Below are 16,590 nucleotides of genomic sequence, written 5' to 3' on the forward strand. Positions count from 1 at the left end.
TAATTCACCGGATAAGCGCGAGTTAAAACACCTAATCTTAAATATACTTGCATAATGACATCAAAACATACTTTTGAGGAAAGTTCCAATCCCTTAGCACAATTAAACTACATTCCGTTGCTTGACAAAATTATACAATTAATTCAAAGAAAGAAAATTTTTAAGTTATCTCCAGATAAAAATAAACTACTGATATCTGCTTATGAACTTGCATATGAAATTGCTATTAATACAAACCAGCAACCACTAAATGCTTTAAACAAAGAAATAGGTGTTAAAGCTGCAACTGTCAATTTTATTTCAGACACAGAGTTTTACTCTAAAATTCAAACCATTAGAGATGAATTAAGAAAACAACTTGATGATGCTTGTGGACAAAATCAAACCCAAGCTTGCTTAGAAAATATTTGTAGCTCATTGTCTGATTTTAATGAGAATCAGCCATCTTTACCATTTAACTATCCTTTTAACCAACCTTATAGTTTCACATCCCAACGCTTGACTATTGAAAATAGTTTGGCTGAAGAGAGGCGTAATGGTGGTGATTCAGTCATCAAGGCTCATCATTTGAATGTCAGATTTGAAGGCATATCGCAGTTCGATAATAAGTTGTTAGAGAGCATTAGGGTTTATATAGATAAAATAGCTACTCCTGATACCGACGATTGGCAAGAAGTGACGGAACTTTTAACAGAAATATCACAACGAGAAAACTCTGAACTAACTGAACTTAGAAGAATAGTAGATACGGAATCTCTACCCAGACTGTTACGTGATATCAAAATAGACTATCTAGATTATTTGAGAGTAGAATGTGCAAAAACTAATATACGCAACTCTCACACCGAAGGTTTTGAATGTTTAGAAACTTTAATTAATCGGTTGAGGTTGTTATCAGATTACATTAACGAACCAAATTTAGATAATACACATTTTGAAGTTAGTTATTTATTAGAGACAGCGACTAGTCTTAGGACAGCTTTTTCTCAAGCAGATGCTTTTGATAAGTTGCCTGTCGTCCCTGAATATGAAGGAGTGATAGGCGAAAGCATAGATAAAGAAAAAGACATTAAAGAATTTAATTTGGGGTTGAGGCTAAAGCTGAATGGTTCCGTAAATGCCTATGATGAAAAATCTGTACTTGATTACTATATGACTGAACTTGATCCTACAAGTCAGCGGCATCAAGAGCAATTGCAAGATCCAGTTAAATCTAAAAACTTTAAAACAAAGGTTTTAATTATTGCTTGTCTCTACTATTTTATTTTTGCCGTCGATGAAGATGGCAAAGTAGCTGATAAAGATTATAACCCTATTCCCAAGTTTGAGATAGATGTTTTAAACAAATTGAAACCAGGTGCTACTTCTAATGAAGAAGTAAAAAATGTGCTATGCAACATCAGAAATTTAATATTGAATCAGGATGGCTGGCGAGTTAGACAGAAGCTAGCATCTTTAAGAAATCTGTTACGAAGTTTTCTTGAAAAGAGAGAAATATTACCTCCTTTATCTAAATCAGTTCAACTATGTATTAACACAGCCATTCTCAATAAAACTGCTGCAAAAATTCTCAAGTCTCGGAATTTTTTTAAAATTGATTTAATCCAAGAAACCCAATCACAAGCAAAAGCGAAAGCTAGAGAGGCTTTAGGGTATATTGAGGTTGTGCAACCTACTGTTAATTTACAATCTCTTACTTCACTGGCTGTCACTTTTACTTTTGATGATGTCCGCTATTTTACAGAGGGCAATAAACAAAATTTTTCCATGAAATATGACACCACAGGAATTAAAACTTTACCAGTAATATTTTCACCTATTGGAGAAGAAAAAATTAAATCTACAAACGAGACAGGTGAACCTGTAGAGAAAATAAAATCTATAACTCACCCAATTTATAACGATTACTTTGAAAGGCAAAATATTATTGTTATTTATTATAAAATTAAGGAAGTAAGAGAAATAATATTTAAAAATAGCCAATCGCCCGCAGCAAGAATATATCGGCAAGTATTTACTTTACTAAGTTACTTGTGCATCAGTGTCTGCCGAGAGGCAATAAACCTCAATATTCAGCAAAATGAAAAATTGTTTATCCCTATATTTAGGTTTCATATAAAAGATGAAAACGATACTACAGAAGATGAAGTGTTTCTCAACTCTTTATCGAAAGCATTAGCACATATTTTACGCAGAGATTGTCTTGCTGATGCTCAAGGAATTAACGTTAAAGATTATGAAGAGCATAAATTACAAAAAAAACAAAATAAAAATAAGCTCACAGGTTTTGATTTCCGTGTAAGAAATGCTTTGTCATCAATGTACGCCTTAGTCCCAAAAACTTTTGAGTTTAAAGGAGGTTATCGTCCTCAACTGGATAGACTAGCAATTATAGTAGTTTCAAGCTGGTTAAGTGATGCTATTTGGGATGAGAAAGACAAAACAGCCAGAATTTCTAATATTTATGGAGAAATTATTGTCATTAATAAGGTATCTGATACAGCAGTAAAAATTGAAACTATCAAAACGTTTGCTGATAATCAACCACACTCGAAAATATATACGCAGCCAGAGATTATTAAAGATGAAATTAGCAAGCTTTACCAGCAAGGGTATCAACATTTTCTATATATAGCCAAAGCTCCATATAGTAGAAGCTTAGGTATAACTAAATTGGAATCCGACCCAGATTCATTATTTTTTATGTCTCAGAGTGTAGTTCAGTATCTTAAACAAGGCAAACCAGATATTAAGTTGTATCCAATATTTATGGATACTTATCCAGCCCTAAATTTTACTCGCGGAACAGTTGATTCTTTTTACATTCCTGATACTGAAGAATTAGAAAAGTTATCTAAAGATAAAAGCCAACAAACTAGAGTATTTCTTAACCTTTTTACAGGACGTTCTGTAGACGAACAGCGCACGATTTTTAACAGTGTAGTTTGTTATAGTACTTTATTAAATATTTATGATGTTGCTGATACCAGAGATATCATGGCAGGTCTTCTGGATAAAAATTCACCTTTGCAACAAGCTATTGTGCAGTACATTACTTTATTTCATTTTTCTAGATACGAAGTTAACCGAAATATAGCATTTAAACTGAATCCTTACAGTAAGCTAATTGGAGATGAAGGTATCGGTACAATCTCTACTTACACCTATTCAAATAGAAACGTCAAATTTAATAACCTAGCCTTTTTGACTAGCATCAGGAGTGCGCTTTATGGCAGATGATTTAGGCATTAATTTAGGTCGGGTATTTGAAATAAGCTTTAATATCGGCATCCTAACTTATTTTCAACACTCCAAGTTTCAACATTCCTATGACGATGTTTATCTAAAACCGTTAAGTAGTTTATATTTACATAAAATACAACAAGCTATTACCAAGAATTACATAAATAAATCTCATAAAGAGATTATAGGAGACTGGGTAAAGTTGTTTATTCAAAAAGGCTGGACTTCAGGCTATAGCTTTATTCGAGAGTATATAGAAGCAACTGGCTGGCGTAATAAAAGCAAAATAGAAATTCTTTATTTTCAGTGTGACTTGTACGGCGACAACTCCTTTGGTATTTTAGACAGAGATGAAATAATTTGCTACAAAGAAATTTTGGAGAGCCAGGGATTTGAAAATGTAGATATCATTCGCTACAAAGACACTGGTGAATTTCTCAAAGCTGATACCCTCTTATTAACTCGGTATTCGGGTAAATATCGAATCTTGACTGTAGACCTATCCACTTTTACCACTTCAGCTATTCATTCTGTAACTGACTTAAATAATATCCAAACTTTACAAGATTCATTGTGTACCGAGTTGAACTATGTGCGCTCCAAATCTAGCTTTTGTGGACTTGGTATAGATACTGGTAACAGTAGCGACAAGGACAATAAGCTTAACGAAATTTACTCCAAGGAATTGGTGCAATACTTTTCTGCTTTCAAGACGAAAGATAAAGAAGCAGTTAAGGTTATCCAAGCCTGTAGTTACGCCTGGAGCTTTTATAAATTTTTACTGGCATCAGGTAAAATATCCTCCACTGACCCAGTTAAGTTTAACTGTTTTGGATATAGTGACAGGATGGTTAATGGCATTACCCTCACTAAAGAAAAAGAAGATGGTCAAGATAGCCTGGAAATATTAAAAACTTGTTACGAAATCTACAAAGATAAAAGTTTCAAAGATATTAATGAGAGCCGCAGCAAAGTACTTCAAGTTATTAAAAGCAACGCGGCTAGAAACTTTCAGGATGGTAGAAGGTTCGTTACAGATATACTTGAAGCAAAAAAGGATATATTAAGCCACATTCACAATACTGAGGTGTTTGAGGCGGAAAAACACTTCTTTAATACGGCTGGTATTGTACCTGAATCAGTAAAGCAATCCCTTCAACTAACAGAAACAAAATTCAGAGATGCTCATGCAGAGTTAATACATCGGGCGCTTGCAGATTCTAGAATAGCATTTCTGTTTTTGACCGGAAATCCCGGAATTGGTAAGACTACAACAGTTGCAGAGCAAATTCTTGAACAGCTAAATGAAGGTTCGCTCCTGATATATATCAGTCCTCGGATTCAGGTAAACAGGGATATTATTGAGAAGTTTAGAGAACAACCAGACCTAAAATTATTTGACGATAATTTGATTTGTATTAATACAAACAAAAGAATAATTGATTATGCAAAAGGGCGCTATGCTGTTGAATACCATAGCAATAAACTTCACGGAAATCATTCAATAGGACAGGTTCAATTCTTAGATGCTAATACTTTAAAAGATAATCCATTTGAGCTTTCAAGTGAATTGGTTAGATATGCAGATAACTTGATACAAGTGGAGAGACGTAACCAAGTTGGAGTCTTAGCAAGTTTATGTGAAGCGATTCACACCTGTATTATTAATCCTGATTTACCTAACAATATTGTTGCTACTGCGTCAATTCAATCACTTAAGGAAACTCGCTACGGTAATACTTTAAAGCATTTCAGTAGAATATTTAGCAGTGCTTATAATTCCTCAAGCAAGCCACCTGGAATTATCAAAAACAGGATGAAAGCAATCGCTAGCCGCATGAAAAATATTTTCATTATGATTGACGAAATTACAGGTTCCCAAGAAGGAGTAGCTTTTTTGCATGGCATTTTAGAGTTTATTGAAGAATATGATTTATTAAATCCTGAATATGGCTTTAATATAAAGGTGATTACTGCTGACGCATCACTGACAATACAAGACGTAGTTAACAGTCATCTTGCTAACAACCAGGTTCAAGGGGACAAAATATTTGTTAGGCAAGTTGCAGATTCTATGGGTCAATGTTTATCAATTGAAGAATTTGAATTTTTAAGTAAGCCGGCAACTCTAATTAATGCAAATTCCTATCCTGCTGACAAGCTGACCATTAATTATGAAGTGTTTATACAATCATTAAACTCAGAAAAAATTGCAGATGACAATTTCAAGTTAGATGCTAATGTTGCTGAAAAAATAAAAAGTGATATTTTGAAGCTACTGAAAGCTAATGATGGTCAAATTATAGTTTATATTCAAAATAAGGATAGCCTTAAGCAATTAATTACTAATATTTCCAAAGAAAGACCGAGCTTTAAGCTATATCAAGAGTATTTGGAAATACACGCTAGTTTGTCAGATAGGGAAGAAGCTGAGATTCAGAGATATCAAAATCAAGAACAAATAAAAGTAGTCTTTATGACTGCTTCAGCATCTCGTGGCTTGTCTTTCCCTAATACTAAATATATTCTAGTACAAATTCCTGGTTTCCAAATTGAGCAAAACTTAATGGAAATAATACAAGTAATTTACCGAGGAAGAGGAGGTGAACTAGATAAAGGCGATAAAAATTTGACTTTTTACTTATCTGATAAAGCAATATATTACCCTAAAAAACTTGATGAGGACGGAAACCGTTTAAGTGCTGATGAATCTGAAAAACTTGCAAATCTTTCATTGCAAGAGGCTTGCTTGAATGTACTAAATATTCTGATTATTCTCAAAGCCTCTATTATGACCAGAATTGTGGGTTCAGGACAAATAGGCAGAGAGCGATATGTTATTATTCCTATTGGTGGTAAATCAATTAGCCAAGCGGGAGAAACCTTTATTGGCTCATTGGCTACTTTATTAAGGGAAATCCGTAAGGAGTTTAAAAAGCAACCTGAAGATAGCTTGTTACGAGATATCGAGCATACTTTATATGAATTGCTTTCTGTTCAAAAAACCGAAATTATTCCTTATTCTCAAAAAGAATCATTCTCGGAAAATCAAGAAGTATCCTATTTTTCAATAGGCTTTCACGTTTTATCACAAATGGAGACTAGTCTTGATAAATTACTTAATCTTCCACCGATTGAGCAAACATATGTCAGAGGAAGTTTGCTAATTGTACCGTTATCAGAAAAGTTGGTAAAGGAAACCAATTATATCGATTTAGAAAAAATTATTGACCCTGAGCGCAATGAAGACTTTATCAGGAAGCTTGGACTTTTGGTCAAATCTGGGAAGTATCCAAAACAAATTACTAGTGCTGCTTATTCTTTAATAGACTTAGCAAGAACACTTTTTAGTGAGTTAGAACGTTCTCAAAAACTAAGTCAGACTTCACGTTCATCAGAGCGTTATTACGCCTTGCCTATACAGACCTTTATCTCATTCCACGCTTTTGAAGATTATTTTGAAAATGAGAGAATAGTATCTAATCTATCTTTCAGAGATATTTTGGCTAAGTATGTTTATACACTGGCTTTAGCATACAATATTTTGCCAATTGACTCTAATTATCAAAATATTCCCTATGTAGTCTTTAATAGTGCTGCGATGGATAAATTAAGAAAAAGCTTATTTAATGAAAATCAAATATTTCAATCGAAGGAAATGAATATTCTCAATTTAATTCTCTCTCAATAAGATTGAGTTAGATAGTTTTAGCTACTCCACGAGTAAAATTATTGTCCGTCGCCCACAGCGGCAGATCGTATTATTGCGATCAATAAATACGCGAACCAGTTTCTTTTTGCACATCCCGTCAAAAGTCAGCTTTGCTAACAACAGCATTGTCAAAATTTACTGCAATCCTGGTGTTTGATAAACTCGCCTAGTAAAATTATCCAAAACATCAGGTTCACTGCTACTAGACTCCGGTGCAGGTGCTACATCTTCCTCTGGTAATGGCAACATTCGCGCGGCTGACTCAATCCGTTCATGTAATGCTTGTGTTAGCGTTTTAATATCAGGAATTGTCACCTGACTTGACAAAGCAGGTTTAACTTGTGTATCCCAAAGAGCCTCACTATCATGCGCCCGTTTCTCATCGGCTTTGGACACTGGAATAATTAAAGGATAGGGAATAGAAGCTTGTCCCTCTGAACTATAACCAGGACTGGTAATTACGCACTTGCCTTGAGGAAATTTCAAAATTTCGTCAGCACTGATTACAGGCATTTTTTGCAAATTCTCACTCCAGCTAATTGAACGGCTCATTTGTCCGCCAAGCGATCGCCCTGTGGTACGATTTTTAATCAGCACTTCCTTCTCACCGTAACGCTTTGAGTAATCCTCAGCCGTTTTGTAATTACCAGGATTAAACAAAACATGAGTACTACAAGCTGATGCGATCGCACTCCCCATCTTATCCCCATAAATATCGTAAAGTTGCTCTAAACTTTGGATACCCAGAATAAAACAGGCACCGTTGGAACGATATTCATTAATCCACTGTGGCAGTCGGTCTAGCTTAATTGATGGTAATTCATCCAAAGAAATAATCAACGGGTCTTTGCGGGGACGGCTCAAATTACCAACAATCATCAAGTGCATTGCAGCCGCCAGCAGAGGCCCAACCACACTGCGGCGTTCATCATCTAGCTTGAACACCACCATCTCTCTACCTTCAAGCTTAGTGGGAATGTCCGATTTCCCCATAAATGCCCTCAGCAAATCAGCTTGGATGAAAGATGAGAAAGTACCTGCTGCTGTGGTCAAAATCCCCGAAATAGTCTTCTCTGCATCCTTAGCACTCAAAAATTGAATAAATGAAGTCGCCACCCATTCATCCAACCTTTTGGACTGTACTGCATGGTCAAGACGCTGTACCAGTTTTGGCAACCGCAGCACCGCATAAAGCATCGCCATATCTGGGTAAGGAGAACCCTTAACTAACTGTAAAAGTGCTTTAGCTAACAAGTCCCCGGCTTTAGCAAAGAACTCATCACTTTTACCACCACTGGAAGCATTGCGGTTAATCACTTGCCCAATTTCCCCCGCCATTACCCCATCGCGTGCATCACGCATATAATCCAAAGGATTGATCACACCGCTAAAGGGTTCACCGGGGGCAAATACTCGTACTTTGTAACCATAACGGGCTGCTAAGGGTGCATGGAGTCGTAGTTGGTCGCCCTTCTTATCGTAGAGTAAAATCGGAAAACCTTGCTGCATCGCACTTTCTAACATCCGGTCTATGGTAGAGTAGGTTTTACCAGACCCAGGCGCACCTATTACCAGTGTTCCCCTTTCGGCATTGGGAAACCAAACTGTAGGTGCAGCACCAAGCATAGTTTGTATGTTAGCCAGCAACCCCCGCCATTTACCTTTTACCCAATAGCGAGGAGTACCAGACCACAGGGTAACTTTATTGTGTTTATGCTCCTTGATTTGCTTGAGTGCTAGGTTAGTTGCTGCTAATTTCTCGCTGATACCGGAGACTTTACCAGTGGTGATTTTTCCCTTACCAGTACCACTGATTTGCAACAACAGTAAAACGAAGAGCATTCCACCTAACATCATCCAACCTTGGGGATTGTTATACTGTTGAAACAACTTGCCAAAGTCAATGCTAGCCAGAGGTGCTTGAAAGGATGAGACTTCAATTAATGTTGAGTTAGTAGCGATCTGGTTGTCTGGTAGATTTTTCTGGTAAATGTTCATAGCAGTGAAGTAGGCATTTAGCAGAAATTTTAGCTACCAAGTGAAAGCTAAAGTATTGACCTTTTGGACATTTTTTTAGAGGTGTTAGAAACTCTATTTTTAGAGGAGTGTCAGATACATAACAGCTTTATGAATGGTTGCTGTTAAACCTGGCCAATAACTCCTCACGGGAGAGATTTGATAACTGCAACAGTAAAGAAGCATACTCTTGTGAAGGTAGCTCTAGAATAGGCTGAATAATTGTGGCTAATTGTTCATCTAGCGTACCAAATCGAACTGTTAGTAAATTTTCTACAACCATCCGTTGCCCTTGCTTTTGAGCCTCTTGCTCCCACTGCACATATAATGGTGATAATTTCATGATTAACCTCCTGTCATCCTCATCTATATTTTCGCTAGTCTGTAAATTAGCATTCAAGTTAGTCACCAACCTTAGCGCAATTGAACGTAAAGAATTACTACGAGGTAGTTTTTGTAATTCATCAATTGCCTGTTCTTGCACCCTTCCCCTACCTAAAAGCCTTAACCAGAGTGTTTCTTCTGTGCGTGGTAACTGGTGAATTGCTACAATCGCCGTTCTGAAATGGTCTGCTAAAAAATAAACTCCAGAACCCCAATTTTCTTCATCCAGTATCCCCCGAAAGCCACGAATAATCGATTCAGACACTGTAGGAGTAATAATCCACAGTTTTGGTAACTTTTCCTCTAGCAACCGCTCCTGATTCCGGTTCGCTTCTCGCTGTAACTCGCCTCGTAACTCCAGTAACTTCAAAATACAGTTACAAATTTCTGTCACCGTAGCAGGATTACGAAACGGTTCAAATAAAGCAGGAGTTGCAGCAAATAGTCCCAATAATCCCAATGGTAGCGCATCTGCTCTAGTTGGGAGGACGGGTGCAAACCAAACATCAATCTGTCGCACTTCTCCTTTTACTTCACGGGGTGCTTTTACCTCTCCTAGAGGCTTCAACAACTCCTCTAAAAATTCTTTGGCAAATTGGTCGTAGGGAAATCTAGTCATTTATAATACACACATTTCGCCCAGAAATTTAGACACAAATTTATTATTGTTTAAAGTGTAATTATTGCATTTATATCTTGTCTTAGTATACTATTTTGGGGAGTATATTTATTTTAAATATTTTCTGAAACCACTGCTCTAAATTGTTAGTTACCTCCTTCCATCGGCGCATTAGCTTACAGTATTTTATAAGTCTGTAACGAATAAAATTCACAAAGACTCTGCATTTCTCTGCATTTAAAACCGCTACGATTTTATGCAAAGCGGCAACTAAGTTTTGAGGCTAACGCCTCATGCGTTGGACAATCATATTTATGCAGTCCAATGGTTAAATCAAAAGTTACAGACAACTCTAAACACCCCCATCAATCTACCAGTAAAACTACTGCTGCCAAACCTAAAACTCCCAAAGCCAGAGCAACTGAAACTGATGATTATGACTTTGAAGAAACCGAATTTGAAATAGACCCAGAACTCTTCAATGATAATTATAACCAAGTTCGCAAACCGATTCTTCCCTACGGTATTGTCGTTAACGATAAACCTGCTGGACTTTTGATTCCAGAAGACCAGTTAGAAAAAGCTGGTTGGATTGAAATACCTGGAGAAGATGATCTAACTACTGTCACTTTGACTGAAGATGTTACCGGACTATTAATTACTGAAGGTCGGTTACTGGTTTTAGCTTTTGCACCAGAATATATCCGCTATAAATCAGATGTTGAAGAAGTAGGTGGTTCATTTGTTGGGCTTTATGACGATTACAGGCATAGTCTTGATAAGAAAACAATGGATGTGTGTTCTGAACACGCAATCATGTTTCTTGATGACAAGAATCAACCATTACATACTACTCCTGTTGTTGTCCGGTTCAAAAATGTAGCTCTTTGGAGTTTTAAATCAGTGCGTGAAGAATTTTATCGTTCATTAGAGAAAACCTTCGCTGATTATTTCCAAGTGCCATTTAGTGGTAAAAGTGATAAATGGCGGAGTTTAGGTGTGCTAGAAATTGAGTTTAGAGCAATTAAAGAAGGTGAAGGTAAGAATAAACATAACTGTTGCAAAACTGTAGCCTACACTAAACCCACAGTTGAAAATTTCCCGCAACTGTATTTGGGTAAAACCACAGCTAAAGCCCTAATTTGGCAACAACATGATGCGATCGCTGGTTTTAATGAACCTCAATCCCTACCTGCTTTGCCAGGAGAATCGGTATCTGTAGACGTGGAAGTATTACCACCCTCTAAGAATAGGAACAAAACTCAAAGCGTTCGTAAATCCAAACCAGCGACCAAGCCACCTCGCAAAATTCAACTTATTGACGATGACGACTTCCTCGATGAAACCGACGATTTGGGAGCTGAGTTAGACGATGATGATTTTGAGGAGGAAGACGATGAACTGGATGATGAGGAATAGTCCAATGCAACTATAGCGTCTGTGCTGGTTAACTACCCACTACTCAGTGCTGAGTCATGAGTCCTGAGTAGATTAAAAATCACTCAGTACTTATTTATGTACTTGGTATATACCCCACACAGCACTTGCTCCACTTGTGTGCGGCTTTTTAACTCATCACGGGCTAAACGCCCCGCTATCCATGTACAGCACTCTTCATCCACCACTGACCTAGATGCCGATTTAATGGGAATTTCCTAGAGGTTTTAGAAGAAAACTCTGCCATAGTCTTCTTGGCTACGGCAGAGTTTTCTTCTAGATTTCGAGTTATCAACTTCGAGAATTTTTACTATTAGTGAAAAGCTGACTATCAGCAAGTTGATAGCCAGTGCCATTGAAACAAAAATTCAATTGACGTAGCTGCTCTTGCTCGGTTTGCAGTACCTTAATGCACGGTAATGCCTGACCTCGGTTCTCTCCCACTGACAACAAAAGTTTACCTGGTGGTAGATTGGAATTCAAGTAACTCAAGAATACCTGAGTAATTGGTCTGTCCTTTCTGAGCCAGTAACCAGTATACAAACATCCCAAAGCACCACAGACATCAGGCGTATTCAAGTTGAAAACTGCGAACCTGCCGTCTTTTCCTTCCACACTCCAAGCCAGTATATTTTTAGCAGATGCTTTGGTATTCAACTCTGTATTTTCTACAATCACCTGTTCAACTACTGAAGCAGGCACAACATTAGCAGCTTTGTTCCAAGTAACGGTTGCCGCATTTAAGCTACAGCCCCCTAAGCTTATGAGAATCGACAGCAACAAAAAGATGCCCAAACCTATGCGAAACCAATGAACCCAGTAGCGTACCCTCATAGAAGGTGCTGGTAATTGATATGCAGTTGTCTTCAGTGGTTGAGACTGACTAGGGGAGGCGGAGGAAGAATAAACTCCTTTTCCTTCCCCTGTTTGCCCAAAGTGTATTTTTGAATTGCTATCAGTATCAAGTATTTCTTTTATCTCATGGGGTGAAGTAATAGAGGTTTTAGATAAATCTGTCATACTCTACCTCCCATTTTCAGTATTTTTAGCAGTGCTGATGTAGCTAGAATTTACATTGGGAGAACAGGTCAGCGTTACATTATCGCTATTACTGTTGCGATAACTAGCTAAAGCGGTTTTGCCGTAATCTTTGAGGCTGAGGCGACCGAGGGCATCTGAGCCATTTCCATCAACTTTGCTGTAATCACCACCAAAGTGCTTTTGAGCCACTCGTTCAATTAGGCGATCGCCCGTAAATGGCTGTCCTGTAGCCGGATCGATTTGCTCTTGTGTCACTTGAATTTTGTTAGCCATATCAGCCATAAATGCCCTATCTTGGTCGGCGGTCGGAAAAAACTCAAATAGTTCAGCCTCTGTTGGTCGATGCCCTTGCTCCACTTGACTGAGAAACTCTTTACCTCCAGGCTTGGCAGCAATTAACTGCACTGCATAAGGGTTATAACTCATGAACTGGTAGCGACCGAGAGCGCGACCACAATTTAAACCCCCATCCGCACAGGTATGTATGCCAACTGCTTTGTAATCCCCGCTACCAGCACTCTCAATTTCCGCAATCGCATTTGAGAGCGATCGCAAATCAATACCAGAGAATGATTGATCTGTTATCGACCGACTACCATTGCTGAACGCGCATGGATTAATCTTCTCTCTTACTCCAGTACGGTTGGTAATGCTAGCTTTAGGCTCTCTTGTCGCTCCAGTTGGTAGAGACGCAGTATTTGTCCTCTGTTCACTCAAATTGCCTACAAATATCAGGGAGTTAACTTTGTAGCTGAAAAAAGGAACAGGGCCGATAAAGTAAGGTGTACAACCCATTCGCCAAGCACAGAAACGAAAGAACAAAGCCGTATCTACCGTATCAGTGGTTTCATCCGGCTCCATTACCACCACCTTAAAAGCTTTACCAAACGGTAGCCTTCCTGTTGGTTCTCGACCGTTATTCGCTGCTTTTAGGATACCCCGCCCGCCCTCGACTTCTTGGTATTTCCCGGAAATCCACTGCTTACCTTCTAACTTACTGCGATCGCTACGACCTGCATTTTCCAAATCATCCAATTCTAAATAAGCGCAGTCTTTTACAGTACAAGGCACAGAAAACCCTTGTACGTCTGAACCAGAAATCGTATTATTACGGCGGTTTTCTGCTGGCCCATGAACTACATCAATCCGCATTACTAAGCTACCAATTTCAGTGATGGGATTAGGCATTAATCCTAAAGGTACTTGTCCCAAACCAGGAATATCCGAAACATTGCTATTCATCCAACCTGTAAATTGTTGTAGCTGTACTGCATCTAAGTTAGGAATTGAAGAAATAGAAAACTCTGACAAGTCGATTTCTAAGAGCTTCATTTGCCCAACTTCATACTGTGTTAGTACCTGAGCTAGTGTTAAATTAGATGCAGCAATTCCTTTTGATTTTAGTAAGGTGGCAACAGGTGTAATATTGTTTACTTGTGTCTTAGCTAATTCTGGAACAACCTGAGCCAAATGGCTCAATGTCTGTTCCCCAATCAGGGGAAATTCACTCAAGGCAATTTTGTTTGAATCTATACTGTTAATGTCTGTGTTTGCCTCTGGTACTCTGCCCAGAGCGATCGCCTGGATCGCCTGCAAAGAAAACTCCTCTGCCTGCAATGCTTCACTGATATCTCCTAACTTCAAATATTGGTCAGGAGTCATACCCACATTCCAAGTGCGACTCAGGTCATAACCCAGTGTTTGGCTGTAGGGACTGCCATCAATTGCACCGGATTGACTGATACCTGGTAGCTGGGCCAGAGAAATGCGGCTCCAGTCTGGGAGCAAAACTTTAGTAGCAGGTAGTCGAGACTGAGGATTTGCAACTTCTACAATTCGAGTCGGTAAATTGCCATCACCAAATGTGTTGATTGTGGCTTGTGCAGCGATACTATAAATAATACAAGCAATGACAACCAGAAGAGATATCCATGCTTTTGGTATCTTCATAATTCCAGGTTTAAAAATGACAGCAACTATACCCCAACAAGCAAAGTAATTTATTGAATAAAAACCCGGCGTTGCTGAATGAAGGAATGAAAATTAAAAATTCAATCTCTCAAACTCTTACTCTCTGCGCCTGGAGCGTCTGGAGCGTGTTAGCGTACCCCTGCTCTTAAGCAAGCTACGCGGAGCGTCTCGTAGAGAAGCGGGGCGTAAGCCCGACAAAAATCATCCCACTGATCAGCAATGCCAAAAACCCAATTAATTGTTGCTTATGGGGTATAGGAAGAGAGTGAAAATATGACTTATAACTCTAGCTCCTCTTCTGCTGACTGTTGACTTTTCTTAGACTTGTAACCGGAGCCAGAGCCATATCCTGGTAATTGAGGATTGGGATTAGCAGCCGATTCAGTGTAAGGTGTATCCCCAAGATTGATTTCAAAGATATTCTCTTGATAACCATCCCTAAATTGGTCTGCTTGCAAGGGATTACTACTATCTCCAGAACTTGATTGCTCAACACCGTAACCTTCAGATTGATAGCCACTGCCAGACTGATAATTACTACTGTAGTTAGTATCAAGATTTTGGTTAATTGTGGGTTCGTTATTCATTGACATTACCTGAAAAAGCTGTATAAATGCCAGCATAAAAAGATTTATCTAATATCAGCCTTCACCTATTGGACATTAATTTTTTAGCCGATTGGCTATTTTTGGTGATGCGCTCATATCGAGATGAAAAATGGAGCAAATGAATTTAATTTCACCAGAAATAATGGCAGAAATCAGTAATGCTAATAGTACCAAACTGCCAGACAACACCCGAAAAATGCTGCAAATTCTGGCAAGTTTAAATACACCAAAAGAATTATTAGCAAGTCTTTTAGAAATAGCTGAATTTTCCCTACACCATGTTCGCTACCTTGCAGGGCCATTGGTAATTCATCGCAGTCCTTGGAGTGATACGATTCCCCAATGGCTGAAGTTTGCTTGTATTCAGGATCGATTGGAACTTATCTTCACTGAATACGAACAGGATCAGGTTGGTGTTTCCAGCACAGCCACAGAAGTTCTTACCTACATGATGCCTGCAACTTACGAAGCACCTTTACATAGAGATTACGCTGACCTTTATCTTTGGGTAGGTAATGAAGTTTTAACCAAATACGATAAATTACCAAAGGGTTGCAAGAGTTTTTATGAATTTATAAGTGATGGTGCTACGAGCAATGCCAGCAATAATCGCATCATTCATTTTAATCAGGTAAAAAATGAATTCAACTATCTTAGCAGGTCAATTCGACGCAGCATAGTTAAACACGCAGCACAAGAGGGATGGGGTAAGCGTAATGTCAATGCCAAATCTAACTTAGACTCGACCCAAAGCACTCCAACTCCTAAACCTTCATCAAATTCAACTGTGCAAATGAGCTTGTTCTAAATTTTCACTCTTCTCCTCAGTCTACAATTTTAAATTTTCAGCTGAGGATTTTTCTGTTAGAGGGAACCATAAAAATAAATCTCCAGCCGGATTAAGGAATTACTCGTTGTGTTGCCAGGATCGCTTGTGTGCGTTAAATGGAAGCGTTCGCTTCTTTAATTATGAACATAAATTTTCAATTTAGTCATCATGAATACTCAAGAAATTCAAGAAGTTTTAAATCATCTCATCATTGGAATTACAGCCTTATATGCCATTGTAATGGTCGTTGATTTCGTTGTGGGAATAGTCCATCTGTGGCAGAAATTTACAGTCAACATCGAATACCATACTAACAACACAACATCTGAACAATCACACCTTGAATTTATTGATATTAATAAATATCTCAAGTTGGAAAATCAAAATCAATCAACTAACCGTATTACATCGAAACCAGAACCTCAACCAGATAACTTTGTTAGCATTGATGTAGACAAAATTGATTTACGGACAGCCAGAAAAATTGCCACTGCCATAAGAAAAGCTTCAAAATCCAATCCTGACTTAATTATCAAACAAAAAGTCAACAATAAATGTGTTCCTTTAGCCTGGTTGCAAGCACAGATTAAGCATCGTTTAGAACTGGCACCAGAAATTGTCGCACCCATTATTAGAGAATTGGCTCCTACTGCTTTTACATCTGCTCAAGAGAATATTCAGCATTCTAACATTGCAAAAACAGGTAAGCGTAAAGTCAGTTAATCATATA

At 38.1% G+C, this 16,590-nt stretch carries 10 protein-coding genes; 5 read left to right on the forward strand and 5 right to left on the reverse strand.

Going from position 1 to position 16,590, the window contains the following annotated elements; genetic code table 11:
• Positions 1-54: 54 nt before the first annotated feature.
• Both VF06_RS09315 and VF06_RS09320 read left to right on the forward strand, forming a co-directional pair.
• Entirely contained in the window at positions 55-3,240 is a 3,186-nt protein-coding gene (locus VF06_RS09315) for a hypothetical protein (RefSeq protein WP_099066940.1), read from the forward strand.
• Complete coding sequence (locus VF06_RS09320) at positions 3,230-6,934, forward strand: helicase-related protein (protein WP_099066939.1); 3,705 nt, start codon at positions 3,230-3,232, stop codon at positions 6,932-6,934. Before VF06_RS09315 ends, VF06_RS09320 begins: the two co-directional genes overlap by 11 nt.
• A 156-nt stretch (positions 6,935-7,090) precedes the next feature.
• Here VF06_RS09320 and VF06_RS09325 read toward each other — a convergent pair whose 3' ends face one another.
• Together VF06_RS09325 and VF06_RS09330 are read right to left on the reverse strand one after the other, a co-directional pair.
• The gene (locus VF06_RS09325) at positions 7,091-8,953 is read right to left on the reverse strand and encodes a type IV secretory system conjugative DNA transfer family protein (protein WP_099066938.1); all 1,863 of its coding nucleotides are present in this window, start codon (positions 8,951-8,953) and stop codon (positions 7,091-7,093) included.
• Positions 8,954-9,080: 127 nt separating this feature from the next.
• Positions 9,081-9,974 carry a hypothetical protein gene (locus tag VF06_RS09330; RefSeq protein WP_099066937.1) on the reverse strand — a complete coding sequence of 298 codons (894 nt, stop codon included), beginning with the start codon at positions 9,972-9,974 and terminating at the stop codon, positions 9,081-9,083.
• Between the two features lie 324 nt (positions 9,975-10,298).
• Between VF06_RS09330 and VF06_RS09335 the strand changes: the two genes are divergently transcribed.
• Complete coding sequence (locus VF06_RS09335) at positions 10,299-11,393, forward strand: DUF5895 domain-containing protein (protein ID WP_099066936.1); 1,095 nt, start codon at positions 10,299-10,301, stop codon at positions 11,391-11,393.
• Between the two features lie 309 nt (positions 11,394-11,702).
• Here VF06_RS09335 and VF06_RS09340 read toward each other — a convergent pair whose 3' ends face one another.
• From VF06_RS09340 to VF06_RS09350, 3 genes are all read right to left on the reverse strand, one after another.
• Positions 11,703-12,431 carry a hypothetical protein gene (locus tag VF06_RS09340; protein ID WP_099066935.1) on the reverse strand — a complete coding sequence of 243 codons (729 nt, stop codon included), beginning with the start codon at positions 12,429-12,431 and terminating at the stop codon, positions 11,703-11,705.
• 3 nt (positions 12,432-12,434) lie between these two features.
• On the reverse strand, positions 12,435-14,402 hold the full coding sequence (locus tag VF06_RS09345) for a peptidase M23 (RefSeq protein ID WP_099066934.1): 1,968 nt from the start codon (positions 14,400-14,402) through the stop codon (positions 12,435-12,437).
• Positions 14,403-14,701: 299 nt separating this feature from the next.
• Positions 14,702-15,010 carry a hypothetical protein gene (locus VF06_RS09350; RefSeq protein WP_099066933.1) on the reverse strand — a complete coding sequence of 103 codons (309 nt, stop codon included), beginning with the start codon at positions 15,008-15,010 and terminating at the stop codon, positions 14,702-14,704.
• A gap of 139 nt (positions 15,011-15,149) precedes the next feature.
• Here VF06_RS09350 and VF06_RS09355 point away from each other — a divergent pair, with 139 nt between their 5' ends.
• The gene (locus VF06_RS09355) at positions 15,150-15,839 is read left to right on the forward strand and encodes a hypothetical protein (protein WP_257208118.1); all 690 of its coding nucleotides are present in this window, start codon (positions 15,150-15,152) and stop codon (positions 15,837-15,839) included.
• Positions 15,840-16,028: 189 nt separating this feature from the next.
• Entirely contained in the window at positions 16,029-16,583 is a 555-nt protein-coding gene (locus VF06_RS09360) for a hypothetical protein (protein ID WP_099066931.1), read from the forward strand.
• The last annotated feature ends 7 nt before the right edge of the window (positions 16,584-16,590 follow it).

The sequence above is a fragment of the Nostoc linckia z4 genome (assembly GCF_002608075.1).
Lineage (GTDB): Bacteria > Cyanobacteriota > Cyanobacteriia > Cyanobacteriales > Nostocaceae > Nostoc > Nostoc linckia.